At 68.1% G+C, this 23,266-nt stretch carries 25 protein-coding genes and 1 pseudogene; 8 read left to right on the top strand and 18 right to left on the bottom strand.

Annotated features, from left to right (window positions below):
- Positions 1 to 114 precede the first annotated feature (114 nt).
- Positions 115 to 1,206, top strand: coding sequence for a site-specific integrase (locus tag ABN273_RS53740; RefSeq protein ID WP_349457496.1), 1,092 nt, complete (start codon positions 115 to 117; stop codon positions 1,204 to 1,206).
- Between the two features lie 275 nt (positions 1,207 to 1,481).
- Here ABN273_RS53740 and ABN273_RS53735 read toward each other — a convergent pair whose 3' ends face one another.
- Both ABN273_RS53735 and ABN273_RS53730 read right to left on the bottom strand, forming a co-directional pair.
- Positions 1,482 to 2,393: a phosphotransferase family protein gene (locus tag ABN273_RS53735; protein WP_349457495.1), complete on the bottom strand. Its 912-nt coding sequence runs from the start codon at positions 2,391 to 2,393 to the stop codon at positions 1,482 to 1,484.
- A 1,076-nt stretch (positions 2,394 to 3,469) separates the two neighbouring features.
- Positions 3,470 to 4,045 carry a TetR/AcrR family transcriptional regulator gene (locus ABN273_RS53730; RefSeq protein ID WP_349457494.1) on the bottom strand — a complete coding sequence of 192 codons (576 nt, stop codon included), beginning with the start codon at positions 4,043 to 4,045 and terminating at the stop codon, positions 3,470 to 3,472.
- An 85-nt stretch (positions 4,046 to 4,130) separates the two neighbouring features.
- On the opposite strand from ABN273_RS53730, the gene ABN273_RS53725 reads away from it, so the two are divergent.
- Positions 4,131 to 4,490 (top strand): DUF4267 domain-containing protein, encoded by a 360-nt coding sequence (locus ABN273_RS53725; protein WP_349457493.1) that lies wholly within the window; start codon positions 4,131 to 4,133, stop codon positions 4,488 to 4,490.
- A 45-nt stretch (positions 4,491 to 4,535) separates the two neighbouring features.
- Positions 4,536 to 4,682, top strand: coding sequence for an NAD(P)-binding protein (locus ABN273_RS53720; protein ID WP_349457492.1), 147 nt, complete (start codon positions 4,536 to 4,538; stop codon positions 4,680 to 4,682).
- A 137-nt stretch (positions 4,683 to 4,819) separates the two neighbouring features.
- On the opposite strand, the gene ABN273_RS53715 is transcribed toward ABN273_RS53720, so the two are convergent.
- On the bottom strand, positions 4,820 to 5,134 hold the full coding sequence (locus ABN273_RS53715) for a hypothetical protein (protein WP_349457491.1): 315 nt from the start codon (positions 5,132 to 5,134) through the stop codon (positions 4,820 to 4,822).
- Positions 5,131 to 5,505, bottom strand: a pseudogene (locus tag ABN273_RS53710) (zinc finger domain-containing protein); the annotation flags it as partial. The gene ABN273_RS53715 and the pseudogene ABN273_RS53710, both read right to left, overlap by 4 nt.
- Positions 5,506 to 5,868: 363 nt before the next feature.
- Here ABN273_RS53710 and ABN273_RS53705 point away from each other — a divergent pair.
- Positions 5,869 to 6,636, top strand: a complete 768-nt coding sequence (locus ABN273_RS53705; RefSeq protein WP_349457489.1) for a glucose 1-dehydrogenase — start codon at positions 5,869 to 5,871, stop codon at positions 6,634 to 6,636.
- A gap of 142 nt (positions 6,637 to 6,778) precedes the next feature.
- Here ABN273_RS53705 and ABN273_RS53700 read toward each other — a convergent pair whose 3' ends face one another.
- A complete protein-coding gene (locus ABN273_RS53700; RefSeq protein ID WP_349457488.1) occupies positions 6,779 to 7,096 on the bottom strand; it encodes a site-specific integrase in 318 nt (105 codons plus the stop codon).
- A 241-nt stretch (positions 7,097 to 7,337) separates the two neighbouring features.
- A complete protein-coding gene (locus ABN273_RS53695) occupies positions 7,338 to 7,775 on the bottom strand; it encodes a TetR-like C-terminal domain-containing protein (RefSeq protein ID WP_349457499.1) in 438 nt (145 codons plus the stop codon).
- On the opposite strand from ABN273_RS53695, the gene ABN273_RS53690 reads away from it, so the two are divergent.
- Both ABN273_RS53690 and ABN273_RS53685 read left to right on the top strand, forming a co-directional pair.
- On the top strand, positions 7,715 to 7,930 hold the full coding sequence (locus tag ABN273_RS53690; RefSeq protein WP_349457498.1) for a RidA family protein: 216 nt from the start codon (positions 7,715 to 7,717) through the stop codon (positions 7,928 to 7,930). The two genes, ABN273_RS53695 and ABN273_RS53690, sit on opposite strands and share 61 nt — an antisense overlap.
- Positions 7,931 to 7,939: 9 nt before the next feature.
- Positions 7,940 to 9,127, top strand: a complete 1,188-nt coding sequence (locus tag ABN273_RS53685) for a hypothetical protein (protein WP_349457487.1) — start codon at positions 7,940 to 7,942, stop codon at positions 9,125 to 9,127.
- Between the two features lie 511 nt (positions 9,128 to 9,638).
- Here the strand turns inward: ABN273_RS53685 and ABN273_RS53680 are convergent.
- Positions 9,639 to 10,910, bottom strand: coding sequence for an MFS transporter (locus tag ABN273_RS53680; RefSeq protein WP_349457486.1), 1,272 nt, complete (start codon positions 10,908 to 10,910; stop codon positions 9,639 to 9,641).
- A 146-nt stretch (positions 10,911 to 11,056) separates the two neighbouring features.
- On the opposite strand from ABN273_RS53680, the gene ABN273_RS53675 reads away from it, so the two are divergent.
- Positions 11,057 to 11,188, top strand: coding sequence for a hypothetical protein (locus tag ABN273_RS53675; protein WP_349457485.1), 132 nt, complete (start codon positions 11,057 to 11,059; stop codon positions 11,186 to 11,188).
- A gap of 288 nt (positions 11,189 to 11,476) precedes the next feature.
- Here the strand turns inward: ABN273_RS53675 and ABN273_RS53670 are convergent, their stop codons facing one another.
- The 4 genes from ABN273_RS53670 to ABN273_RS53655 all read right to left on the bottom strand — a co-directional run bounded on the left by ABN273_RS53670 (position 11,477) and on the right by ABN273_RS53655 (position 14,667).
- Positions 11,477 to 12,259, bottom strand: coding sequence for a DeoR/GlpR family DNA-binding transcription regulator (locus ABN273_RS53670; protein WP_349457484.1), 783 nt, complete (start codon positions 12,257 to 12,259; stop codon positions 11,477 to 11,479).
- Between the two features lie 24 nt (positions 12,260 to 12,283).
- Positions 12,284 to 12,811, bottom strand: coding sequence for a recombinase family protein (locus tag ABN273_RS53665; RefSeq protein WP_349457483.1), 528 nt, complete (start codon positions 12,809 to 12,811; stop codon positions 12,284 to 12,286).
- Between the two features lie 303 nt (positions 12,812 to 13,114).
- Positions 13,115 to 14,074, bottom strand: a complete 960-nt coding sequence (locus tag ABN273_RS53660; protein WP_349457482.1) for a CU044_5270 family protein — start codon at positions 14,072 to 14,074, stop codon at positions 13,115 to 13,117.
- Positions 14,071 to 14,667 carry an RNA polymerase sigma factor gene (locus tag ABN273_RS53655; RefSeq protein ID WP_349457481.1) on the bottom strand — a complete coding sequence of 199 codons (597 nt, stop codon included), beginning with the start codon at positions 14,665 to 14,667 and terminating at the stop codon, positions 14,071 to 14,073. Before ABN273_RS53655 ends, ABN273_RS53660 begins: the two co-directional genes overlap by 4 nt.
- Positions 14,668 to 14,852: 185 nt before the next feature.
- On the opposite strand from ABN273_RS53655, the gene ABN273_RS53650 reads away from it, so the two are divergent.
- The gene (locus tag ABN273_RS53650; protein ID WP_349457480.1) at positions 14,853 to 15,128 is read left to right on the top strand and encodes a Tn3 family transposase; all 276 of its coding nucleotides are present in this window, start codon (positions 14,853 to 14,855) and stop codon (positions 15,126 to 15,128) included.
- 100 nt (positions 15,129 to 15,228) lie between these two features.
- Here ABN273_RS53650 and ABN273_RS53645 read toward each other — a convergent pair whose 3' ends face one another.
- The 7 genes from ABN273_RS53645 to ABN273_RS53615 all read right to left on the bottom strand — a co-directional run bounded on the left by ABN273_RS53645 (position 15,229) and on the right by ABN273_RS53615 (position 23,181).
- On the bottom strand, positions 15,229 to 15,819 hold the full coding sequence (locus ABN273_RS53645) for a DinB family protein (protein WP_349457479.1): 591 nt from the start codon (positions 15,817 to 15,819) through the stop codon (positions 15,229 to 15,231).
- Between the two features lie 369 nt (positions 15,820 to 16,188).
- Complete coding sequence (locus ABN273_RS53640; RefSeq protein WP_349457478.1) at positions 16,189 to 16,314, bottom strand: hypothetical protein; 126 nt, start codon at positions 16,312 to 16,314, stop codon at positions 16,189 to 16,191.
- A gap of 519 nt (positions 16,315 to 16,833) precedes the next feature.
- Positions 16,834 to 17,637: a hypothetical protein gene (locus tag ABN273_RS53635; protein WP_349457477.1), complete on the bottom strand. Its 804-nt coding sequence runs from the start codon at positions 17,635 to 17,637 to the stop codon at positions 16,834 to 16,836.
- Between the two features lie 312 nt (positions 17,638 to 17,949).
- On the bottom strand, positions 17,950 to 20,064 hold the full coding sequence (locus ABN273_RS53630; protein ID WP_349457476.1) for an alpha-galactosidase: 2,115 nt from the start codon (positions 20,062 to 20,064) through the stop codon (positions 17,950 to 17,952).
- A 41-nt stretch (positions 20,065 to 20,105) separates the two neighbouring features.
- The gene (locus tag ABN273_RS53625) at positions 20,106 to 20,963 is read right to left on the bottom strand and encodes a carbohydrate ABC transporter permease (protein WP_349457475.1); all 858 of its coding nucleotides are present in this window, start codon (positions 20,961 to 20,963) and stop codon (positions 20,106 to 20,108) included.
- A complete protein-coding gene (locus tag ABN273_RS53620) occupies positions 20,960 to 21,874 on the bottom strand; it encodes a carbohydrate ABC transporter permease (protein WP_349457474.1) in 915 nt (304 codons plus the stop codon). The genes ABN273_RS53625 and ABN273_RS53620 overlap by 4 nt, the downstream gene beginning before the upstream one ends.
- Positions 21,871 to 23,181: an ABC transporter substrate-binding protein gene (locus ABN273_RS53615; protein WP_349457473.1), complete on the bottom strand. Its 1,311-nt coding sequence runs from the start codon at positions 23,179 to 23,181 to the stop codon at positions 21,871 to 21,873. The genes ABN273_RS53620 and ABN273_RS53615 overlap by 4 nt, the downstream gene beginning before the upstream one ends.
- Between the last annotated feature and the right edge of the window lie 85 nt (positions 23,182 to 23,266).

Raw genomic sequence — 23,266 nt, 5'->3', positions numbered from 1 at the left:
TCCTCGGCCTTGCCTCCGTTCTCCTCACGCAGGTCGAACACCATCTTGATGGCGCGTTCACGCAGCTCTTGGGGGTACTTCCTCGGTGCGGGCACGACTCCCAGCCTTCCAGTCTTGGGAGCCTCCAACCAACCCGGGGCAGCTCAGTGGTTGCGGCGCCCCTACGTTCGGGACCTCCTCAGCAATCTCGCAGATGGCACGCTTTCGCTCACTCACGAAGCCCTCCACCAGCTTCCGAACTGGAGAACCGTCGCCCACCTGCGCGACCTGCTCATGGCCAGCGGGGCACTGCCCTTGATCGACAAGCAGCTCCTTCACCATGAGACCTGGCTCGCCCACCGCTACGCCGAACTCGCCGACGATCCCCACCTGCGGGTGCTGCGTGCCTTCGCCACCTGGCATCAACTGCCCCGCATGCGCGCCCGCGCTGCGACCAAGCCTCTCACCTCCGGCTCCCGCAGGGCCGCCGGCGAACAGTTCAAGACCGCCCACAGCTTCCTGACCTGGCTCGACGACTCCGCCCACCGCCTCGGGTCCTGCACGCAGAGCCTCCTCGACGCCTGGCACGCCACCCACTCGCAGCACCAGCACAACACCCTGCGGGTCTTCCTGCGCTGGGCCATCAGCGACAGCCGCATGCCCAAGCTCCGGATCCCGACTCCGGCCACGCCCAAGACGCCGCCCTTGTCTCAGCGCCGCCGCCTGGAACTCCTCCGACGCGCGCTCAGCGACGAGAGACTCGCCCTCCCCACCCGCGCCTCGGCCTGCCTCATGCTCCTCTTCGCCCAACCGATCACACGGATCGTTCGCCTCACGCTCGACGACCTGATCTCACTTGACGGCGAGCTCCACGTTCGACTCGGAGACCCGCCCACATCGGTCCCCGAGCCCTTCGCAAGCCTTCTACTCCAGCTGGCCGACGAACGGCCCCATCTGAACACCGCCACCAACCCCGGTGCCCGCTGGCTCTTCCCCGGCCGCCGAGCTGATCAACCCGCCAACCCCGGCACGCTCCGCGAACACCTACGCCTCGCCGGATTCCTCACCGGCACCGCACGACCAGCAGCACTCCGCCAACTCGTCCTTCAGGCCCCCGCACCGGTCATCGCCAGAGCCCTCGGCTTCCACGACAAGACCACCACCCGAGTCGCCGCCGACGCAGGCGGGACCTGGAACCGCTACGCCCCGAACGACCACTCACAGTGAACGTCCTCAGCGTGACTGGCTCGATTACAGACCTCTTGAGCAGCGACTCCTACCATCTGCCCCTGATCGACTTGACGGGATGCCCCGGAGCGCGAGATCCACCGCAAGGGCGGGGACTGGGTTGTGCACGGCCGCCTTGGTGGCCGAGCACGGTCACAGACCAACACCACCCGCCCCGCCAAGCCTGTGGCAGTAGACGTTTTCCAGAGATTGCCATTCACTTCTGATCGAGCGGTCGAACGATTAAATCGGGGCTGCACCTGGATCTCCTGGGCTCAGCCCAGCGCGTCCATCAGGGCGGTGACATAGGCATCCAGTCGCTCCTCCACGGCTCGCGTCGTCAGCTCTGTCCTGCCTGCCTCCCGCCATGGCTGCGACACTAACTGTACTTCTTCTGAGCAGGCCAGCCCGTCCCGCACCTGCCAGTACAGCCGCTCGCTCGCGGCCGCGGCCAGCACCCCGCCAGCCTCCTCGTACGCCTCAGCGAACCGCAGGCCCCACACCGGTCCGTGCAGCAGCGCGAGATTGGTGGAGCAGTGTGCGACATCGAGGTCTGCCGGGCCCCAACAAGTCCCTGCCCAATCGACGACGCCGGTGATCCGGGCACCCGTCGGCGTTGAGGGCGGCACGTCGAACAGCACGTTGCCGGGTTGGAAGTCCCGGTGCAGGAATCGCCCTTCATAGGACGGCGCGGGCTTGCGGATCACGTCGATCGCCGCGGCCCATGCCGCCGCGTCGGCGCCCTTCGGAACCACGACGGTGTCGGCGGTCGTCAGCGTCACATACTTCCGGGGCCGCTCGGCGGGCCGCAGCGCATGGATCGCCACGAGTTGACGGGCCAGCAGAGGGACGCGCGTTTCCAATCCCTCATCGTCGAGGACCGTCCGGCCCGTCAGATGTGTCATCAAGAGCGATGGATACTCGCAATGCGCGGCGGTCGGATCCACCGCGACCAGCCCAGGAGCCGGCACGCCGGTCCCCGTGAGCAGGGACAGAGCGCTGGCCTCCCCGTTCAGTCCGTCCTGGGCGCCCCTCACGTAGAACGGGTCGACGAAGCTCCGCAGCACCAGGTCACGGGTGCCTCCGTCCCGCGTGCCGATGGTCAGCCTCCGCATCTCGGCAGTGATACCGCCGTGCAGCGCCTCGGTTTTGACGATCCGTTCGCCGACCTCCAGGTGCCGACTCACCCAAGCGAGTGTTAACGGTCGGACAGCGCCCTCATCGTGGTTGATCACCGTGCCACTTCATCATCGCGACGGTGGCACGCGCCAAGGCTTTTTGGAGGCGATGGCCGCGCTGCTCAAGCCCCGCGCCCGGCGCGCGGTCCAGACAATGCCCGGGGCGGTGGCTGAGCCGGCGGTGCTCATCCCGTCATGTTGACCAGCGCTTCCTCTGTCACGTCAGCTTTCGGGGTAGGGGCGCCCCGGTCAGATCAAAGCTGCACGTGTCCTCCAGGCCCCACACCCGTCATGGCCAGGGCCATCGGCTTCCACGACAACACCACACCCGAGCCGCTGCTGACGCGGGGGACACCTGGAACCGCTACGCCCCGAATGGCCACTCACGGTGAACGTCCTCAGCGCGACTAGCTCGAATACAGACCACTTGATCAACGACTCCTACCAGTCCCGAGGCCGGAGTACAGCGGACATGGACCGCGCCGAGGTCGGGGTTGAGGAACCTGCGGACAGCCATGAACGGTGAGACGGATCTTGCGAGGTGAGTAGTCTCCGACCTGCGGGGCTTCGCGTGTTGCCGAGGTGGTCGGCAGGGGCGGCCGCTGCTGACGTTCGCGTCGGATGCGAACTCGGGGACGTCCGGGATGAGGCTTCTTCGGCGTGGGTGAACCCGGTGACCGCGACCTCGGGCACACGGCGGTTGATGCCACCCCGGCTACCGTCGTCAGTGTCCACCCTCCTCCCTGCCGAGAGGCCCCCGGTGAAACAGCGCACCCAGGTCGGTGGCGCCAGCCGACGACCAGGCACCCGAGCGCGCCCCCTCGCCGGCACCGGATCGAGCTCCTTCGCTTGAGCAATAACCCGGGCACATCGAGCAATTGGTGAGCCACGAACCTGAGAGGCCGTTGCGACGAGGCCCGGGTGGTGCTGGTGGAGCCGGACGCGGAGCAGTTCCGCGCGGTGACAGGCCGCCGCTCGGTCAGCTCACTCCTGGACCCCGCCCGCCGCGCTCTGGCCGCCGGCACGGCCTGGAGGTCGCGTCCCAGGTCGCCGCCGTGTGGAACGACTGACCATACGTGGCTGGGTCAGCGGGTGGCGCTGAGCTGGTCGAGCAGCAGCGTCAGGCGGGCCTCGCGGCCTGAGGCGGGGAGTCGGCCGCCGCGGGACAGGACGATCAGCCCGTGCAGGGCGCTCCAGGCGACCTCCGTCAGGATCGCCGGGTCGCGGCCGTCGGCGAACTGCGCGACCCCGGACAAAAGCGCCTGGAAGCCGTCCCGGAGCGGCTCCGGGGTGTCGTCCTGGCCGAACGGCAGGTCCACGGCCATCGTGAACATGGCGTCGTACAGCGCGGGGTTCTCCTCGGCGAACGCCATGTAGGCCCTGGCCAGCCCCTCCAGCGCGGCCCGCGGCTCGCCCGTCCGGGTCGCGGCGCGCAGGCGTACGGCCAGTTCCGTGAAGCCCTCCAGCGCCACCGCCGCGACGATGGCGTCCTTGCCGGCGAAGTGGCTGTACAGGACCGGCTGGCTGTACTCGATCTCGTCGGCCAGGCGGCGGGTGGTCACGGCGTCCCAGCCCTCGGACTCGGCCAGCTTGCGGGCGGTCTTGACGATCAGGTCGTGACGCTGGGCGCGTTCGCGTTCTCTGCGCTGCTGTATGGACACCCTCCAGATGCTAGCACCGCTAGACAGATGAGCGCCGTTAGCGCTAGCGTCGCTAACACTTCTAGCAACGATTGAAGGAGACGACATGGTCACCATCGCCACCTGGCTCGCCGGACTGATCGCCATCGGGATCATCCTCATCGGCATCCGCTTCCTGCTGCAGCCGGTCGCGTCGGCGGAGGGCTTCGGGGTTCCCGTGTCCATGAACGCGTACCTGACCGTCAAGGGCGTACGGGACATCACGGCCGGGCTCGTCGTGCTCCCGGCCCTCGTGACGGGAAACCAGCACATGCTCGGTTGGCTGATTCTCGCCAGTGTGTTCGCCCCGCTGGGCGACATGGTCGTCGTGCTCAGGAACGGGGGTCCGCGGGCGGTGGCGTTCGGCGTCCACGGCCTCACCGCCGCGGTGATGGTGGCGGTCGCGGCCATTCTCATCCTGGTGTGAGGCGTGTCTTTCTAGAGAGGACGTTCTGGTGCCCATGGAGGCGCCATGCCGCACCAGGCCGGCCACGAGGTGATCATCATCGGCGCGGGCTTCGCCGGCCTGTACATGCTGTACCGCCTCCGCACCCTCGGTGTCTCCGCGCGCGTCCTGGAGGCGGGCGGAGGCGTCGGCGGCACCTTGCACTCGAACTGACACCGAGTCTGGGTCTCGACCAGTTCCCGCCCCTCGGATACGCCTCGGATACGAGCTGGTCGTAACGCTCCTGGGTGACGTGCCCCATCAGGCCCCGGAGTCCTGGCTCAGACACCAGCCGCAAAGTAGCGGGGTAATCACGCGCGAGCCGCCGCAGCGGCCTGCTCGTCGTGTCCGCGCAGCATCCGCATGACGGTGGCGGGCGAGGGATGCCGGCCCTTCTTCGTGCCGGTGGTGATGACGAGCCGCTTGGCGATGTCGCGCCGGCTCATCTCCTGGTCGCGCAGGTGGAGGGCCATGGACAGCATGAAGAGGAACTCCAGCCCGACGTCGCCGGCCTTGAGTTCCTCGGCGAGCATGGCGAGTTCGATGCCGCGGCCGAGCCATTTGTGTTCGTGGACGACGAGGGTGACGGCGACGCCGGAAGAGCGGATCTCTCCGGCGAGCTTCACCGCAGCCTCCAGTTCCGGGCGTCTGGTGGCGCGGGGGAGATCTTCTCCGAGAAGACCCGGGTGACCCCGGCCTCGGCGAGGGAGTCGAGCTGGGCGTCCAGGGACTGCCGGGTGGTCGAGGCGCGGGCGTAGCCGAGGCGGACGTGCCCGACCGGTTCGGCGTCGGCGGTCACCGGCCGGGGCAGCTCGGTCCACACCGAGCCCGGCTTGCGTACGGCGGGAGCCGGCACGCTGAGTGCTTTGGCGAGTTGGGGCACGAGGCGGAAGCGGGCGGTGTGGTATTGGATGGCCACCTTGCCCTTGCCGGTCCGGCACGGGGAGTCCGCGGGGGCGGTGCAGGTGGACATCGGGCAGTCGTGCGATTCCACGCGCTTGAAGTCGTCGCTCGCGACCCCGGACTGTTTCGTGAGGGTGTTTCAGACGTCCAGTCGTTTGCAACAACTCATGAAACATGATCGCGGTTGGGGCGGCCTGGCTGAGACAGCCGTGGGCCGGCTGGGGGTTTTGCCAATACCTGGCACGACAGTACCTGGCACACGCCCGTGACCTGCTGTTTCCTCGATATCGGCGGTAAGTGGACAGCCACCCCGGACAGGGTTCGGGAACTGTCCGCGACCGCGGGACGGGCCCGCCGCACGGCCAGTGCGAGCGCCTCACCCCTCGGCCCTGACCAACCACCCGTCGATACGACCACCCACTTACGTCACCCCGTGATGATGAAGGAGCACCCAAAAGTGAGTCCCACCTACGACTTCTCCGGGCAGGTGGCCCTGGTCACCGGCGCCGCCTCCGGCATGGGCCTGGCCGCCGCCAGTGCCTTCGCCGACTCCGGCGCCGCCGTGGTTCTGGCCGACCTCGACCACGATGCCGTCCACAACGCAGCCGAGGAGATCATCGGCCGCGGGCGGCGGGCGATCGGTGTCGTCTGCGACGTCACCGACGAACAGCAAGTGGAAGCGGCAGTGCGGCGCGCGGCGACGGAGTACGGCCGCCTGGACATGGCGTTCAACAACGCCGGCATCCAGGTGCCGCCGACCGACGCGGCCGACGAGACGGCCGACTCCTTCGACCGGGTCAACGCCGTCAACCTGCGCGGCGTCTGGGCGGCGATGAAGCACGAACTGCGACAGATGCGAGAGCAGGGCAGCGGCGCCATCGTCAACTGCTCATCCCTGGGCGGGCTCGTCGGGCTGCCCGAGCGTGCGGCCTACCACGCCTCCAAGCACGGCGTCATCGGCCTGACCCGCAGCGCCGCAGTCGAGTACGCGCCCCGGGGCATCCGCATCAACGCCGTATGCCCCGGCGTCATCGACACCCCGATGGTCGCCGACATGGTCGAGAACCAGGCTGAGGCCATGGCCGGGATCCTCAAGGAACAGCCCATCGGCCGACTGGGGAGAGCGGACGAGGTCGCAGCAGCCGTCCTGTGGCTGTGCAGCCCCGGCGCCAGCTTCGTCACCGGAACAGCTCTCCCCGTCGATGGTGGCTTCACCGCCCACTGATGTGAGTCTCCCCTCATAGCGCAGAGACGTGGCTGCAGGGGAAGTTGGGGCTCATGTCGATGTATGAGGGGGCTATACGGGGGGTAGCCAAGGTAAGCCTAAAATCCACAATCGCGATCTTGGTTGAGTAAGTCGAGGCAGGTCAGCCGCTGGTGCGAGGGGTGAGCAGGCTGGTGATCTCGGCGATGGCGTCCAGTGTGGGCTTGAAGTAGCGCCGCAGGTTCTCCGGTTTCTTGTGCCGGGATTTGGCCATCAGCATCAGCAGGCTCGCGCCCGCCTCGCCCAGGTGGGTCAGCGCCGAATGGCGGAATTCGTGCAGGTCCCAGCCCGTGCTGGGACCGTTCAGCGCGGTGTGCTCGTCCAGCAGGGCGCGGGCCTGGCCATAGGACAGTAAAGACCGGGCCGCGGCTGCGGGCTTTGAGCAGGCGGGCGGCGCCGGCGTCCCAGTAGACGGTCTCAAGCACGAAGTCCTCGCGTGCCTGGCCGCGGCGGCGGGTCTTGGCGCGGGCGAGGGTCTGGCTGTCAGGCGCGGCCAGCCGCTCGGCCCAGGCGGGCACGGCATCCTCCTTGCCGCAGATAACAGGGCCCCTTCACGTAGCGGCCCGCATTCGTTACCGCAGGTCGTGATCAGCGGTGCCACAGAGGATAGAGCGTTATCTGTAGCGCGCTACATCTTCTTGTGCGGCACATCGTCCGAAGGCTCAGGTCGAGGTTCGCGGCATCCCCAGGTGGTGCGCATGCTCCACGTCGAGCCCCAGGGATCTGATCAGGTCGAGCAGCTCGGCGTGGTAGAGCTTGGCGGGGTCGCCGGTCTGGGCGCCGAGGTGGCCGTAGACCTCCAGGGAGATCAGGCCGTGCATGCGGCCCCACATGCGCAGGGCGAGGGCGACGGGGGCCGGGGGCAGCTCGGGGAAGTGCTCGCGGATGGTGTCGGCCAGGCCGGGTGAGAAGTCCGACCACTGGTGATCGGTGGATGCCTGGGTGGCTTTCGCGTACGGCCAGGCGGCGGCGGCCAGTTCGGTTAGTCCCAGGCAGGCGCGTTTGGCGGCCTCGGGGGCCGCCCCTCCGGTCGGCGCGTCTGGACAATCTCGGCGCCATCCTGGCCGTCCACGGCCTGGGCTTCGACGAGGTGGTGAAATTGACCGTCTATCTGCAGCACCTCGATCACGACTTCGTCGGCTTCGACGAGGTCTGCAGGTCCTACTTCAACCCCTATCCGGTCTTGACCACGGTGGGCTCCGATCTGCTCGGCATCCTTGTGGAGATCGACTTCGTCGCGCACAAGAGCGCGTAATGTCAGAGCGTGGATAGTTCGCTATACGTCCTCGTCGAGGACCTGCGCGGTGAGGGCGTCGAGAAGGTGCTCGACCGCGTGCGGGGATACGGCGTGGCCGGGATCACGGTCGGTGCCGTCCATCACGGGTCCCGCGACGTCACCCCGCACGGGCTGTCCAAGCTGACCCTGCGGCACGACGGGGCGCACTTCGACCTGCCGGATGACCTGTTCGCCGAGCTGCGCCTGGTGCCGCCGACCGGCTACACCGACGCCTTCGACGGCCTGCTCGACGCCTGCCGGGCGCGCGGCCTGAAGCTGCATGGCCGGACGGTGTTCCTGCGCAACGGCACGCTCGGCGCCCAGCACCCCGACGTCACCGTGCGCAACTGCTTCGGCGACCGCGGCTACCCGACCGACCTGTGCCCCGCCCACCCCGACGTGCGCCAGTACGCCGTGGCGCTGGCCAGGTCGGTGGCCAGGCTCGGGGTGGACAGCGTCGTCGCCGAGGGGCTGCACTACCGGCCGCTCAAGGCCGAGCGGTCCTTCGTGCCGCTCGGGCCGATGGACGCCTACCTGATGGCCCTGTGCTTCTGCGACTTCTGCATGGCGCGGGCATCCGATCTCGGCGTTAACGCGGACATGGCGCGCGAGGAGTGCGCGCGGATCGTCGGCGGTGTCCTCGATGGCGACCCGCCGGCCGAGGGTGTGGTGACCAGGGCCGCCCTGACCGCCTACGCGGGGCCGGACGTTGTCGGCTACGCGCGCGCTCGCTGCGAGACCGTGACCTCGCTGGTCTCGCAGGTGGCGGACGCGGTGGCGAGCGAGGGGTCCAAGCTGGTCTTCGTCGACCCGACAGGCGCGGTGAAGGGCTACCGGGACGGTCTGCCCTCGCCTTTGCTGGCCGCGCACGACGCCTGGCAACTGGGCGTCGACCCGGTCGCGCTGAGCAACCTCGTGTCCTCCTTCGCCGTGCTCGCCTACGCGCGCGACGCCGCCCGGGTGACCGACGACGTGGGCGCCTACCTGCGTTCGGTGGGCAAGGACCGGGAGGTGCGCGCGGTGCTGCGCCCCGGCTACCCCGACAGCGACTCGGCTGACCGGCTGACCGCCAAGGTACGCGGCGCCCGGGCGGCCGGCGCGCAGGCCGTCGACTTCTACGCCTACGGCCTGGCCAGCCACCCCGTGCTCGACCGCATCCCGCACGCGCTCAGCTGATCTCCTTTGTTGCGCGAGGGCCTGGGGGCGGAGCGAGATCATGCGGAACGCGAGGCTAGCGTCCACGGGAGTAACGACGGCCATCGCGTGATCCTTTCGAATAGCGAAGATCACGTTCGAAGGGAACCAGACGATGGGCGCAAACCCAGTGTGACGCCCGAGCAGTGGCCGGCGAAGCAGATCGAGACCGGGACCCGGATCTGTTGCGATCCATGGTGAAGACCATGGCCGAGGCGTGATGCCGGCCGAGGCCGACAGCCCGACGCGGAGCCGGCCACGGCCAGGCACCCGATGAGCGACGACAACCCATCTACCCCGATGAAAAGCCCTCCCGCTCGCGCTGCGACGTGAAGACGGCACCGAGCCCTGGTCCGGCTACCACCACGACTTGGAGATGCAGTTCGCCCTGGTCGACTCCATCGTCGGCGAGCACCGCCGATCCATCTCTTCTTCTCGGGAGACGGCACTCATGGGTCTGCCTGCTTGTTCGGCGACGGGATCGCGTCGATGGTCATGTGCGCGAGGCGGGCGTGTCGCCGGTGGCAGGCCAGTTCCTACCGCTTTCCCAGTAGGACTGGACTTCGTCCAGGGAACGGCCCTTCGTCTCCGGAGCCAGGAAGTGCACGAAGAGCCAGGCCAGGGTGGTGATGGCCAGGAGGATGAGATAGGTCAGCGTCCCGCCGGCGGCGTTGAGCAGGTCGAGGAAGAACTGGGCGATGAACAGATTCGTCGTGAGGTTCGTCAGGAGCATCACCGACGCTCCGGCGCCACGGAGGTGATCTGGGAAGCCTTCGGCAGCGAAGATCCACACCAGCGCTCCGAAGCCGGAGTTGAAGCCGATGGTGAAGACGATGAGGCCGAGGAAACCCACGACCTCGGGAGAGCCAGTGGCGAACGCGAGCACCATCAGCGCGTGTCCCAGGCCCATGAGGGCGGTGCCGGTGAGCAGGGCGGGCCGTCTGCCGAACCGATCGATCGTCAGCGCGCAGGCGAGCGCTGCGACAGCGCCCGCGAGTTGCACGAAACCGGGCAGAACCAGCAATCCGAAGGTATCGACATAGCCCATGTGCTGAAAGATCCGCGGGCTGAAGAACACCATCGCGTTGATGCCCGTGGCCTGGACGAAGAAGCCCAGCGTGACGACGAAGAACGTCAGCGTCCGGTATCGGGAGCTGAGCATGGTGCGCAGAATGCCCATGGGACGCGGGGACCCGACCGTCGAGCCGGCCCCCCGCTCCTCCCGGAGTTGACGCCAGCGGTCGGTCTCGGGGAGCCGTATCAGCGTCACGGCGCTGGCGAGGGCGAGGGCGCCGGGAATGGCGAGCATCAGACGCCACTGCTCACTGCCCGTGAGGAAGTAACTGCAGATGTAGCCCATCGCACACCCGAAAGAGGTTGCCACCTGGTACAGGACTGCGATGCGTCCGCGAGCTCGCGTCGAGGCTGATTCAGCGATGAAGATCGGGGTCGCCACGATGGCGATGCCTATTGCAGTGCCCTGGACGAAGCGACTCGAGTCCAGCCATACCAGGTTGCCCGACGTAACGGCCAGGAAGGTGGCTGCTATGTACAGGAGCGTCAGCCCGAGCAGGGCCGTACGACGGCCAAGTGTGTTGACGAGCCTGCTGCCCAGCAGCGCGCCGACGATCCATCCAGCGGCCGGAGCGGCGTACAGCGAGCCCTGCTGAGTCGTCGTGAGCGCGAAGTGGTCCGTGACCAGTAGTAGCGCGCCGGCCATGGCGGTGGCGTCGTATCCGCAGGTCAGTCCCATGATCATGGCCATGAAGCTCACTTGCGTGTTCCGCCCGTGCCGGACAGGGAGTGTAGGAACCAAGGGATCAGTCCCTCTCATGTAGGGGCCCGCCCCGCTGGGGGGAGTGGTGCTGAACCGCCGCCGCTTTGACCGCGGTCGTGAGGGAGGGATGCACGGTGGCCGAGGCGAAAGGCACGTGGCTCGAAGTGGTCGAGCCAAGGGTGGTGGTCGTCGTGGTGGGCGACGAGTTCGTCTGGGATGTTGGGCAGCAGTTCAAGGCGATAGCCCGGATGAGGCGAGTCTGCTGATGAGGTAGACGGATGGTGTCGTCGACGGTGCTCCAGCTGGCGGTGTCGGCTGCGATGAGTCGGCGGTCTGGCGGCTACCGAAGGCGGCGCCCAACGCGTGGGCTACCTGCCGCCAGCAGTCGGGGCCGATGGCCCATCCCTGGTCGCGCAGGCGTAGCCGCCAGTAGACGTTCCGGAACGTGGTCTCGGCTGCACCGTCGACGCCCGCCGTGCGGGCCAGCCGATTCCGCCCGATGGGGGATTTGTACACCGAACAGGCAGGTCCAAGAGCCGGGTGTCGGGCATACGTCACGCCGTCCGTACAGTCACGCCCGCAGCCGCGATGGCCTGGACCTCGTCGTCGCGGGCGGATGCGTCGGTGACCACCACATGCAAGGCGGTCACCGGTGCGACGAAGGCGAGGGTGGTGCGGTGGAGTTTGGCGGCCTTGGCGACGACGATGATTCGGCGGGCTGAGGCGATCGCCGCGCGTTTGACGTCGGCGTCGTCCAGGTCGTGGACGGTCAGCCCGTGTGCCACGCTCAGGCCGCAACAGCTGATGACGGCAGTGTCGAAGCGCAAGGCCCCCAGGGAGGCGCGGGTCAGCGGGCCGACAAAGGCCCCTTCGCGCGGGCGGGGCCGGCCACCGGGCACCAGCAGCGTCAGCGGCTCTGGCGGGTCGGCGAGCGCGTTCACCGCGTGCAGCGACAGCGGCATCACGGTCAGACGCCGGCCGCGCAGTGCGCGGGCCACTTCCAGGCAGGTGGTGCCGCTGTCGACCACCACCGACTCCCCGTCAGTGATCAGCTCGGCGACCTCGGCGGCGATCCGCTGTTTGGTCTCCAGTCCTTCGTGTGCCCGCATGGCGAAAGGAGGCTTCTCGCCGCGCACCAGCAGGCTTCTGGCCCCGCCGCGGTACCTCTTCAGGACACCTTGCTCAGCGAGCGTCTCCAGGTCGCGTCGAATCGTCATCTCCGACGCCCCGGTCAGCGCAGCCAGCTCAGCGACGCTGAGGCTGCCCGCTTCTCGCACCGCGTCGGTGACCTGCCTCAGCCGGTCTGTGTTCCCGTTCCCCACAAGCAGATTGAACATCGGGCGCGTTCGTTTTGCAATGTTTCAACCATAATTTATGTTCGACAGGTTCGCAGCGTGGATCGAGTACTGACCAGAGGGCTGGCGACCTTCGCCCGCTTCACCCTCAACGGATCCCCTCATGGGGATATGGGGGCCGTTCTTGAAACGGCTGGACCGAGGTTGACGGGATCCCGTCTGATCATCGCGATCAGGCGGGATCCTGTCGTTCCAGTCGTAGACGGAGGCGCTCAGTCCGAACAGGACGCCACGGCCGGACAGGCCGGTCAGGGTCTCGTTGGCCTCGGCCATGTTGCGGGCGAACCGATCGAACTTGGTGACGGTGAAGACCGTCCCGTCCCAGACGGCGGCGAGGGCCTGTTCGAGGCCGGCGCGGTTGCGGCGGGTGGTTCCGGAGAAGCCGCGGTCGATGTAGATGCGATCCTCGGGGACGCCGAGGGCGCCAGGAGCTGCTCGGTCTGGATGATGACGTCTTGTTCGTCGGTGGAGCAGCGGGCGTAGCCGACGCGGGTTCCGTTCACGTGCCCACGTGTTCCGTATAGCCCCCGTCACCGGAACATTGCGTGGAACAGTCTTACGGAACACCTCGACCTGGGGCCTTGTCTCGGCTGGCGGGTTTTCCGGTGGGGGATCCCCTTACGGAACATCACCACGATCATGCGGCCGTCGGCCTGGAGATGCCCGAGCGGTGCTTTTGCACCAGAGAACACAGGGCCATGGTGCCGATTCCGTCGCTGATCTTGCACGAGGCGTTCCACTCGGGGTGGTGCTGGGGCGCGGCGCCGGCCGCCCGGTTGCTGGATCATGGCAGGCGGGCGGCCGGCGCGGCCCGCCTGTCGTCCGGTGGATGCAGGCTCAGAGGCAGCCTCTCCGCTTCACGGACTTGGACCAGGCCGGGAGTACGTCGGTGATCTGCGGACGGGTGATGGACCAGAGTTCACGTCCGTGCCCCGGCACGAGTTCCTGGCCGCCCAGGAGGACGTAGGAGGTCTTGTCGAAGATGAGGGATTCGCGGGAGATAGCGCCGCCGGGGCCTCGGTTGTCCACTCGGGTCACGGCGATGCCCGTTTTGCCGGTGGCGTCCTTGAGTTCTTCCGTCTCGATGCCTGGCAGGGTCGCGGCGATCTTGAAGATGGCCGCCTGCTGCTTGGGTGGGACCGGGCTGCCGAGGATGTTGAGGACGCCGTTCCAGGTCTGGGTCGCTGTGTCCTTGTTAAGGACGATCTCGTTGCCGCGTTCGGCCAGCTTGTGCCGGAGCTGCTCCTGGTCGGTCGGCCACTTTCGGAGGTCGGCGTAGGCGGGGCGCCCCGCGCCACGTTCGGGGCACCGGGTCAGGAGTTCCTTGTACTCGGGGCTCTGTGGCCTGGATTTCGGCGGCTTGTGCCAGAGGAGTCCTGGGCGGGAGCCGTCGACGGACTCCCAGGCCTCGCCCGTGATGTGGCGCGGACCGACGTTGGGAACCCCCTTCTCGCTGCGCGTCTCCGCGATCCGCTCGTAGTGGAGGTACTGGTCGTCGCGGGGGTCCGGCCACGGGGTGGCGGTCGCGGCCTCGGCCGCCCGCCTCAGGACCTCAGCGGCGCTCGCGGGCGCGGAGGAGTTGAACGTCTGGACGGCGATCACCCCTGCGGTCATCGCCGCGACCAGGCCGCCCGCCAGCATCACCCGCCGCAGACCGGCCGGCCTGGCCAGGGCCCGCCGCTTCGTGCGGGCCTCGGTCAGGAGGGCGGTACGGGCGGGGGCGAGACGGTCCGCCGTGGGGTGCGGCTTGTCGGCGAACAGGTCGCGCAGTTCGGTCAGGTCGGTCCGTTCGTTCATGAGGTCTGCTCCGTCGTGGGGTTGGTGCTGCCGAGGGTGTCGCGGACGATGGCCCGCGCACGGTTGAGGCGGGAACGGACTGTTCCGATCGGGATGGACAGGGCGTTGGCGACCTCCTCGTAGGTGAGGTCGGCCCAGGCCACGAGTAAGAGGACGTCACGGTCGCGGCCCTTGAGCGAGGCGAGCGCCTGGGCGAGAGGGCGGCGTACGGCGTGCGCGCTCGCCCGCTCAAGAGCTTGTTCCGCGGCGTCGTCGGCGTCGGGAAGCACGCCCACTTTCGAGTACGCCTTATAGCGGTGTATCTCGGCGCGCTGATGCCGGCGGATGAAGTTGGTCGCGAAGCCGTACAACCAGGGAAGGGCCTCCGGACGGGCGGTGTCGTAGTCGCGGCGCTGCCTGAACGCGGCGAGGAACGTCTCGGAGACGACGTCGTCGGCCGTGTCGTCGCCGAGCCGGCGGGCCACATAACGGTGGATGTGTCCTGCGTGCCGGTCGAACAGCAAGGCGAAATCCTCTGGATCTCGCCACGACCGTTCGATCAGGTCGGCGTCAGACAGGGTCGTGCTGAGCGGCATGTGGTTGGGCCTTTTCAAGGAAGTAGTGTCGCCCGTCTTTCACACGAGTCAGGAATTGAGTTCACGGGACGCTGCCGACCGCCCGGAAGGCTCGGGTGAAGACCAAGGGCACCCACGCCAAGACCCGCCACCATGGCCAGGCGCGGGGAGGACTTCGTGCTGGAGACCGTCTACCGGGATGCCGGCGCCGCCCGGTTGCTCCCTTGCCTGCTCAACGGCCGCACCCGCGCGGCCTGGTCCTCAACGCCATCGTGCTCTGGACGACGAAGTACATCGACGCCGCCGTCGAACAGCTCCGTGCCGAAGGCCACGATCTTCGGGAGGAGGACATCGCCCGTCTGGCTCCGCTCAAGCACCGCAACCCGAACCTGCTCGGCCGCTACAGCTTCACCGCCTCGACCCCCGCCGCCGGCGCCCTGCGCCCGCTGCGCGACCCGGACGCGCCCGAGCCGGACGAGGACGACGAAGGCGTGGACTGAACGCCCACATCGGGTGACGCGGGCATATCAGGTGGCCGGGGTGCTCGGAAATCGCAAGCGCCGGTAGGGGAGCTGATGTCAGGCTGCCTGGTATGTCTAACTAAGCCTTGATTGGTGCGGCCGACCTGGCGGCCTGCTCGATCTTCGCGCGGTAAGCTGTACGGGCTTCCTCGTCGATCTGCTTCTCGTATTCGGCGCGCAACCCGGTCCGGCCGTCGAGGCCCTCGCGCAGGATATCGGCGTGCCCGGCATGCCGGGTGGACTCGCCGAGGACATGGACCATGATGGCGAACAGGTTCGTGTGCCAGGCTGGCGTTGACTCCGGCCACCACGGCACGTGGCCGGGGGCGTCGAGGGGAAGCTCGTTGATCGTCGCGTCCGAGTGTTCCCACGTGCGCCGGTAGAACCCGATGATCTGATCGCGGGTCTCGTCCTCGGTCGCCCACAGATCGCTGCCGTCGGAGTCCTGCCACCGGGGCAGCGGTTCCGGGGAAGGGCGGTCGAAGACCTCGCCGAAGTACCTGGCCTCGACGGTGGCCACGTGTTTGACCAGGCCGAGGAGGTTGGTCCCGGTCGCTGTCAAAGGTCGGCGGGCGTCGTATTCGGACAAGCCGTCGAGTTTCCAGAGCAGCGCCTTACGGTCCCGCCGCAGTCTCTCGTGCAGGTTGTCTTTCGCGAATTCATCGATCATGCGGCATGAGCCTGCCATGGGCTGCTCGTGGTCTCAAGTTCCCGTACATGGTCCGCAACGACTGGCAGAGCCGAGGCCTGGCCATGGCCGCCGTTGTTCACGCTCACGGACGGCACTGCCTCGGGGCGAAGAGCGGGCGCCGTCGCCGGCCTCTGGCGGCCGCGAGGGCGTAAGGCCGAACGGGGCGGCGGGAAACGGGCAGGCTAGACACCCTCACCAGGGTTCAACCCTGCGACCGAGGATCGAACCCTGCCCGCCTGTCGTCACCCGTTTCCGGGACGGCCCTCACACGCCTCAAACGACGTTGAAAAAGTGGAACCCCCGGCCCGCGCGGGGGCCTGGGGGTTCCGGTCGTGCAGGAGAGGGGCCCTACGTGCGCCGGGGGCGCTGCGGGCGAATGAGCAGCTGATCCTTGGTGTGCCAGTGGCACTCAAGGGCGAAGATCGGGTCGCGCTCCATGCCGTACCCGGGGTCGAGGAACGAGAGGACAGCCATTAGCGGTGAGATGGATCATGGTGCAGATGGTCACGGTGACCCGCGGAAACACTCAAGGTCGCGTTATCGCGCCAGCCTCTCCCGCCACGTTCGGGCCGACGCCAACTCAACGCCGTTGGTCGTGCACACCCGTCCTGACATGCTCGAACATCCCGTACCGCTAATGGCTGTCCCGTCGTTCCTCGACCCCGGGTTACGTCGGGCTACCTTGGGGCCCGGGGCCACGCTCGGGAGCGGCGGGCCTATCGACCTGCGAGAACGCCACTAACGCCGGATCTCGTTCCAAATCTCTCTGACCCCCCATGCCGCGGATGCCGGCCTCGGCGCCCACGCCGATGATGAACGCCGGCCAGGGGCCGCTCATTTGACCGTGCGCGGCGGCCGCCACCAGCGCGCCCAGCAGGCATGAGCCGCCCAGCACGAAGGTCCGCGCCCAGAACCGCTCCCGTTCCTCGGGTTCTCCGGGCCTGACGTGCAGGAGGGCGTGCGCGCGCTGCGCGAGAAGCGGCCGCCGAGCTTCTAGCTGCGGAAACGGCCCTCACGGGCGTAGACGCAGGTGCCGCCGCCGCAGGACGGGTCGGCGTTCCAGGCGTCGTCGTAGGAGACCGTGCGGTGCCGCTTGATCGCGCCCGACTTCACCACGGCCTGGTGGTGCCCCGGCGGCACCAGGCCCTCGAAGTGCTTCACGAAGTTGCCGAGGATGTTCCTGTAGTAGATCCGGTGCCGGGCCCAGAGGTTGCTCGACGAGCTCTGCGGGGTGCAGTTGGCGACGTAGCTCTCGGCGATGCTCTGCTTGAAGCCGCCGAAGTCGAACGTGCTGTACGACTTGGCCGGCAGGCCTGGCACGCCGTCGTCGTGCCAGAGCGTCCAGCCGAAGGGCGACCAGGTGCAGGTCGACGTGCCGGAGCGGACCGCGCTCGCCGGGGCGGTCAGGCCACCCGCCGTGACCGGCTCGCTGGTGATCCTGCGCCGCTGCAGCTCGGCGGGCAGGTCGGCGCCGTGGGCCTCGACGAGACGCCGGGGGACCGCGACGTCGGGCGGGGTGATCTCCAGATAGGTCTCCAGGAGGGTGTCCTCGTCGTCACGGGCGATGAGGGGGGCGCGACCGATCATTCCGGTCTGGACCATCCCGACCTCGTCGGACGGGACGCTGTCGGTGAAGGTCACCGACAGCCCGGTCGTGTAGTCGAGTTGAGCTAAGACGATCTCGCGGTCGGACTCCTCGGTGGCGGCAGGGGCCGCGGCCTTGGCCGTGGCCATGGCAGGGGAGGGGGCGAGAAGCATGGCGGCGGCGATGGCCGCCAGGAATGGGCTGAATCTCATGCGAGCTACGTTAGGAAAGGATCTTTCAGTTGCCTTAAAGGTGAGCTCAGCGCATACTCATTGCGACTTACTTGCCCCCTGTTGTTGCAACAACAGGGGGTGGATTTGGCCGGAAAGGCCCTCCGCTCGGGTCCGTGCGATGAGCCCCAAAGACATCCCAGGTGCTTAGGGTGTTCGTTGACAGGGCAATCGCCGACGACGAGAGGTACCAGAAGATCGCCACCCCTGATCGGCGACCTCCTGGCACTCCACAACGACCAGCGCGTGGCGCCGTCCGCAAGCACACCGATCATGTGGGGGGTCCTTCAAGTGTCATGTCTGGCTTGTGGCGATGACGTGGACCAGCACGGATTCGTCGGGAAACAGGGGCGGCACGGCGATACCCGAGACGGCGAGCGCCGAGCCGGGCAGGGCGAAGCCGCCGCTCGTCCAGGCCGGGGCCGTCCCGTGCGCGGTCACGGGCATGAGCGGACGCACCGAGTAGACGGTCGCCGGGTCGAGGCCGGGCAGCCGGACGCGGCCCGGTGGCCAGGTGGATGGGCGGTCCAGCATGGCGATCTCGTAGATGGCCTCGGTGGCGTCCGCGGCGACGACGCCATGGGCCTGCACGCTCTCGGGGGCGTCGTCGATGCGGACCATGACGCCGGTGTGGAGCAGGTGGCGGTGCTGTTTGTGCAGGGCGATCCAGGCGGCCACGTCGTCGAGTTCGCCGTCGGCGAGCGTGGTGAGGTTCCATTCGATCCCGTAGTGGCCGAAGAACGCGGTCGCGGCGCGGAAGGGCAGGTCGTGCCGGCGGCCGGTGGTGTGGGAGCGGTCGGCGCCGATGTGGCTGCCGATCACCTCGGGCGGCAGCAGCTGTCCGGTCCAGCGCATGATCTGCCGGCGTTCGGCCGGGTCGATGCAGTCGCTGGCCCAGACGCGGTCGGTGCGCTGCAGGATGCCGAGGTCTACGCGGCCCCCGCCGCCGGAGCACGACTCGATCTCCAGGCGCGGATGTCCGGTCCGGATCTCATCGAACAGCCGGTAGACGGCGTGGGTCTGGGCGTGGACGGAGGCCCGGCCGGCCCGGATGGTGGATCCGGCGTCCACGAGGTCGCGGTTGTGGTCCCATTTGATGAAGTCGAGGTCGTATTCGCTGATCAGGGCGAGCAGCCGTTCCTTGATGTAGGCGTAGGCGTCGGGGTTGGTCAGGTCCAGGACCTGCTGGTGCCTGGCGGGCGGTGGCAGGCGGTCGCCGGTCCGCAGGATCCAGCCGGGGTGGGCGCGGGCCAGGTCGGAGTCCGGGTTGATCATCTCGGGTTCGAGCCAGAGCCCGAACTGCATGCCAAGCTCCTTGACCCGTTTGACCAGCGGATGCAGTCCGTCGGGCCAGAGGTCCGGGTCGACGTACCAGTCTCCGAGTCCGGACCTGTCGTCGCGGCGGCCGTTGAACCAGCCGTCGTCGAGCACGAACCGCTCGACCCCGACCCGGGCGGCGCGGTCGGCGAGGTCCAGCAGGCGGTCCAGGTCGTGGTCGAAGTAGACGGCCTCCCAGGTGTTGAGCACGACGGGCCGGGGTGAGGACGGGTGGGAGGGGCGGTCGCGCAGGTGGTCGTGGAAGCGGCGGGCTGCCTGGTCGAGGCCGCGGCCGTAGGTGGCGTAGAGCCACGGGGTCCGATAGGTCTCGCCGGGCGGCAGGATGATCTCGCCGGGCAGCAGCAGTTCGCCGCCGCCCAGCATGGTGCGGCCGGTGGAGGTGCGTTCGGCGTAGTGGCGGTGATTGCCGCTGAAGCCGACGTGCAGGCCCCATGCCTCGCCGCGCTGGAAGCCGAGGTCGGAGGTGCCTGCGAGCAGGACGGTGGCGGCGTCGGCGCCGGTCCGGCCGCGGCGGTTCTCGCGCAGGTGAGTGCCGACGGTGAGGGGGCGCCGCTGGGGGATGCGTTCCTTGGCCCATCGTCCGGCCTGGTCGAGCAGGTAGGTGGGCGTGCCGGAGACGGCGAAGGCGAGGTTGAGCGTGTCCAGGGTGTAGGGCAGCTTGTGCTGGTTGCGCAGGTCCGCCCTTGCGCGGAGGAGGCCCGAGTGGTCGAGTTCGATGATGATCGTGAGGGTGAGACGGGCATACTCGTCTCGGGCGGTGGCGGTGAGGGTCTGCCCGGTCTGCTGGTAGGTGACGCTGGTGAATGCGGGGGACCAGTTCTGTCCCTGGTGGTGGCCGGACAACCCGGGCATTCCCATCCAGCCGGTACGGGCTTCTGGTACCAGAGAAGTCCGTACGGGCACGTCGACGGTCATGTCCGGCCGGGGGCGAAGCTCGGCCGCGAGGTGAGCAAGAGACTCGTCGTCGAGCACGCCCAGGTCAGGCCCCCAGTGCAGGATCGCGGGCAGGGCGTCGGACGGGCACTCGATGACCACGGACACGCCGGCGGCTCTGAAGTGCAGGATCTGCATGAACGGCTTTCTGTGAGGCGGAGCGGAGGTCGTATGCGGCGTCAGCCCTTCAACCCTCCGCTGAGCAGGTCGAGTCGCCAGAAGCGCTGCAGGAACAGCAGCAGGGCGATGAGCGGGATCACCGACACGGCGGCGCCCACGATGGCGATGCCGTACAGGACGGGCTGGCCCGAGCCCTTGCTGAGCAGGGTGTACAGGCCCACGGTGATCGGGAACTTGGTCTCGTCCGACAGCATGACGTACGGCAGCAGGAAGTTGTTCCAGGTTCCGACGAACTGCAGCAGGAAGATCGTCACCATGCCGGGGATCATCATGGGCAACCCGATCGAGCCGAAGATGCGATACTCGCCCGCCCCATCGATCCTGGCCGCCTCCATCGTCGCGTCCGGGACGGACGCCATCGCGTACACCCTTGCCAGGTAGATGCCGAACGGCGAGATGAGGCCCGGCAGCAGGACGGACCAGTAGCCGCCCACCAGGTCCATCTCGGACATGATCAGGTATTGCGGGATGGCCAGCGTCATGCCGGGCACGAGGACGCCGGCCAGGACGGCGTAGAACAGGATGTTGCGGCCGCGGAACTCGTACTTGGCCATGGCGTACCCGGCCAGCGTCGAGATCAGGGTCGAGACCGCGGAGCCGGCGACCGCGTACAGGACGCTGTTGGCCGTCCACCGCAGGTAGAGGCCGTTCCCGTAGGTGAACAGGTCGCGCAGGTTGTCCAGCAGGCCCGTTCCTGGGGCGAAGGTGAACGTCGAGAAGAGTTCGCCGCTCGACTTGGTCGAAGCCACGAGCACCCACGCGACGGGCACCAGGCAGTAGATCGAGCCGATGAGCAGGACGAGGGTGGGAAGGATCTGGGCGCGCCGGTGCGGGAGCACGTGGCCGGTGGCACTCACTGCATGCCTCCGAAGGCGCGCTTCTGGGTGACCTTCAGGAGCACGACCGAGACCACAAGGGTGCCTGCTGCCAGCAGGACCGAGGCGGCCGAGGCCAGCGGCAGGTCGTCCCGGATGAAGGCGTTGCGGTAGATGTGCATCAAGGGCACCCAATCCTGAGAGATCTCCGTGGTCATCGGCCTCACGGTGGTCGGCTCGCCGTACACCTGCAGCGTTCCGATGAGCGCGAACAGTCCGGTGAGCACGAGCGCGGGCGCCACCAGCGGGATCTTGATCCGCCAGGCGATCTGCCATTCGGAGGCTCCGTCGATGCGTGCCGCGTCGTACAGCTCCGACGGGATGCCGCGCAGCGAAGTGAAGATAATGATCATGTTGAAGCCGACGCCGCCCCACACCGCGATGTTGGCCAGGGACGGGTAGATGCCACCCGCCCCCAGAAACGGGATCTCACCCAGTCCGAGCTCCCGGGTCAGGTAGCTGAACGGGCTGGTCGAGGGCAGGTACATGAAGCCCCACAGAAGCGAGGCCGTCACGCCCGGGACGGCGTACGGGATGAAGATCGCCGTGCGCGAGAACCTCTTGGCCCGCGAACCGGCGTGGTCGAGGAGCAGCGCGAACAGCAGCGCCAGCCCGAGCGTGAGCGGCACGCTGATCAGGCCGTAGAGGGCGAGCCTGCCGAAGCCGGCGAAGAACTCGGGGTCGGTGAGAGTCTTGAGGTAGTTGTCGAGCCCGACGAAGACCTCCTCGCGCGTACCGAAGATGCCCTTGCCGGTCAGCCGAAGGCCGCGCGCGCTGAGGTAGATCGCGTAGCCGATGGGGATCGCAAGAAAGGCCAGGAAGAGGAGCACAGCGGGCGCCACGAACAGATACGGCGCCCGGGATCTGCGCTCGGCCCTGGTCGTGGCGGTCATGGACCCGCGACCTTGAAGCCGGTGGTCTTCATGTCCTCCACCACGAGGTTGTGCGTCTTCTTCAGCGCGTCCCTCAGCGGGGTGCGGTTCTTGATCGCGGCGGAGACGGCGTCCTGGTAGGCGCTCTTGGCGGTGTTGACGTTCGGACCCCAGCTGATGTGCGGGATCGTGCGCTGGGCCGCCTTCGTGGCGATGTCCCAGTAGTCCTTCTGGTTTGCCGTCAGCTTGGGCGGCGCACTGCTGCTCGCGGCCTGCTGACCGGCGAGCGACGCCGGGTACTCACCCAGCTCGATCTGGCGGTCGTACGCCGTCTTGTTGGTGTTCATCCACTTGGCGAACGTCGCCGCGGCCTCGGGGTGCTTGGAGCTCTTGGTGACGGTCAACGCGGAGCCGCCCTGGAAGGCCACCCGGTCGTCGCCCGCCTTCCACTGGGGGAGAGGCGCGATGGCCCAGTCGCCCGCCTGCTTCTCCGCGATTCCGTACAGCACGCCCGGCGCCCACAGGGCGGCCGGCCAGGTGAGGATCTTGCCCTTGTTCAGCTTGTTGTTCCACTCGGGGGTGAGTAGCGGCTCGGCCTTGACGAGATCCTTGTCGATGAGCCCCTGCCAAAAGTCGGCCACCTCAAGGGAGGCCTGGTCGGCGATGCCCACCGTCCACGTCTGGTCCTGGACCTTCCACCAGGAGGCGCCGGCCTGCTGGGCGAGCCCGGCGAAGTTGCCGAACTCCGCCGGCGCGAAGGTCGCGAGGTAGGCCTCGGGGTCCTTCTTGCGCACGTCCGCCGCGACGTTCGCGAAGTCCTGCCAGGTGGCGGGCGGCTCGATCTTCAGTTCCTGGAAACGCTTCTTGTTGTAGACCAGGACCATCGGGCCCACGTCCTGCGGCACTCCGTAGACGGCGCCGTCGAAACTGGTCAGATCCCACACTTCCGGGCTGAAGGCGTCCTTGATGTCGCCGGTGTAAGCGGAGATGTCGGCCAGCGCCCCTGCCACGATCATGGAAGGCAGGGTTTCGTATTCCATGCAGGCGGCGTCGGGGCCGTTGCCTGCCCGGTTCGCCGTGAGCAGCTTGGTCGCCGTGTCGGTCCCACCTCCCACGTCGGTGTGCTTGACCTGGATGTTCGGGTGGGCCTTGTTGAACGCCTCGACGTTGGCCTTCTGGGCGGAGCCCCAGCACCAGAACTCCAGCGTCACCGGCCCGGCGTTCGCCGCCGGGGTGCCGGGGCTCGCGGGCGTGCCCGACGAGCAGGCCGCCAGGACGGCGGCCGTGCCGAGCGCCGCGATGGAGCCGCCGAGCCTCGAGATACGCATCCGTGCCTCCTTCACTGCGAAGCGATGTGGCTTTGTAACAAAGCCAACTTAGAGACAGGATGTGAGATGTGTCACTACTTATCGC

The sequence above is a fragment of the Nonomuraea sp. B19D2 genome (assembly GCF_040137845.1).
GTDB lineage: Bacteria > Actinomycetota > Actinomycetes > Streptosporangiales > Streptosporangiaceae > Nonomuraea.
Note: the sequence above shows the minus strand (reverse complement) of the source record. Positions and strands in the feature narration are given on the sequence as shown.

Bases quoted from the DNA above. Each gene is read 5' to 3' on its own strand.
- ABN273_RS53635 (WP_349457477.1), bottom strand. From the start codon at position 17,637: ATGAGATTCAGCCCATTCCTGGCGGCCATCGCCGCCGCCATGCTTCTC.
- ABN273_RS53725 (WP_349457493.1), top strand. From the start codon at position 4,131: ATGGTCACCATCGCCACCTGGCTCGCCGGACTGATCGCCATCGGGATC.
- ABN273_RS53720 (WP_349457492.1), top strand. From the start codon at position 4,536: ATGCCGCACCAGGCCGGCCACGAGGTGATCATCATCGGCGCGGGCTTC.
- ABN273_RS53670 (WP_349457484.1), bottom strand. From the start codon at position 12,259: ATGTTCAATCTGCTTGTGGGGAACGGGAACACAGACCGGCTGAGGCAG.
- ABN273_RS53680 (WP_349457486.1), bottom strand. From the start codon at position 10,910: ATGGCCATGATCATGGGACTGACCTGCGGATACGACGCCACCGCCATG.
- ABN273_RS53660 (WP_349457482.1), bottom strand. From the start codon at position 14,074: ATGAACGAACGGACCGACCTGACCGAACTGCGCGACCTGTTCGCCGAC.
- ABN273_RS53645 (WP_349457479.1), bottom strand. From the start codon at position 15,819: ATGATCGATGAATTCGCGAAAGACAACCTGCACGAGAGACTGCGGCGG.
- ABN273_RS53620 (WP_349457474.1), bottom strand. From the start codon at position 21,874: ATGACCGCCACGACCAGGGCCGAGCGCAGATCCCGGGCGCCGTATCTG.
- ABN273_RS53640 (WP_349457478.1), bottom strand. From the start codon at position 16,314: ATGGCTGTCCTCTCGTTCCTCGACCCCGGGTACGGCATGGAGCGCGAC.
- ABN273_RS53615 (WP_349457473.1), bottom strand. From the start codon at position 23,181: ATGCGTATCTCGAGGCTCGGCGGCTCCATCGCGGCGCTCGGCACGGCC.
- ABN273_RS53630 (WP_349457476.1), bottom strand. From the start codon at position 20,064: ATGCAGATCCTGCACTTCAGAGCCGCCGGCGTGTCCGTGGTCATCGAG.